This window comes from Actinopolyspora xinjiangensis, from assembly GCF_900104475.1.
GTDB classification, from domain to species: Bacteria; Actinomycetota; Actinomycetes; order Mycobacteriales; family Pseudonocardiaceae; genus Actinopolyspora; species Actinopolyspora xinjiangensis.
The window spans coordinates 1-1,103 of sequence record NZ_FNJR01000033.1; the positions used below are offsets into that span (position 1 = coordinate 1).

At 54.0% G+C, this 1,103-nt stretch carries 2 protein-coding genes; both read right to left on the reverse strand.

Features of this window, described 5'->3' with window-relative positions; all coding sequences use genetic code 11:
* Positions 1 to 50: 50 nt before the first annotated feature.
* Positions 51 to 674: a DUF3558 domain-containing protein gene (locus BLQ75_RS22860; protein WP_092604732.1), complete on the reverse strand. Its 624-nt coding sequence runs from the start codon at positions 672 to 674 to the stop codon at positions 51 to 53.
* A 5-nt stretch (positions 675 to 679) separates the two neighbouring features.
* A complete protein-coding gene (locus tag BLQ75_RS22865; RefSeq protein WP_092604733.1) occupies positions 680 to 1,012 on the reverse strand; it encodes a hypothetical protein in 333 nt (110 codons plus the stop codon).
* Between the last annotated feature and the right edge of the window lie 91 nt (positions 1,013 to 1,103).

The following is a 1,103-nucleotide window of genomic DNA, read 5'->3' on the forward strand; positions in this document are numbered from 1 at the left end:
TCCTGCCGTTCAAGCCAACCAGCACCAGACCGACGGCCAGCAAGCAACGCTCAACCAGCCGCGGGCCACGACGGCAGCGACAGCTTCAGAGCCTTCCTCGACAAATCACACGGATTCACCTTGCCGACATCATCAGGAGCAATATCCGCAGAAGACATAACTACCTGATTTTCACCCGCAGCCATATACATGGCGCAGCCAGCACTTTCACTTGGAGCTTTAGTATTACCTATCACAGCAGGATAGCCGGAAATATCCAGCTTCTCAAAATAACCGTAAGTTGATTTATTATCGTAATATTGCTGAATAGAACGATCAGGAAAAGCAGTCAAAGACACCGAAGTAAAAGATTTCTCAACACTTTCCCACTGGCATATATCAGGAAGACTCGGCTTGAGATCGTTCGGGCTACTTTCTCCCCGAGGGTCCATACCAAGCGCGTTCGCCGCCTCGTTAGTCAACAGTTCACACGGATCGAGGGCCACGGCGTCCTTCGGGTTGGCTATGTCGATCCCGGACCGCGAAACGGACGAAGTCGCATTGCCAGTCGCTGTTTCTTCCGAAGATTCAGTCTTTCCTGTTGAACCACTAGAACAGGCAGCAAGTGTTATACTCAGTATAAGGCCACCTGCGACGGCGCCACCACGATGCATCTTGCCCACGAAGCTATTCACGATAATCAGCTCCGCCTGTCGGTATCCCGTTGTGCGACCGAAGCGTTTTCTTCGGCCAAACCGTATTCCCTTAGCAGAGCTTCGTAAGCATCTATCTTTTCATTCAACCTAACGCGAATATCATCAGCAGCGGCACGGAGCGAACCTTCAGGTGCGTTCATACGCTTCCTGAACGCCTCACGTGCGCTCTCAGTGGTGTCGTCGTAGGCAGTCAACTCGTCAGGCCCGATCGACTCCGACTCATCAGCAAGATCTTTGGCCTCGTCCCGCGCCTTCCGCAGGTCCTCGATGACCGCTTTCAGCTTATCGTAATCAACGCCGAAACCGTCCTGGGTCACGTCTGCTTCCCCCTAGTCCCCTGGGCCATGATCCGAAACCGGGCCACATCCTGCCGGATCGGCGCATGCCACGTCAGCAGAACGGCCCCAC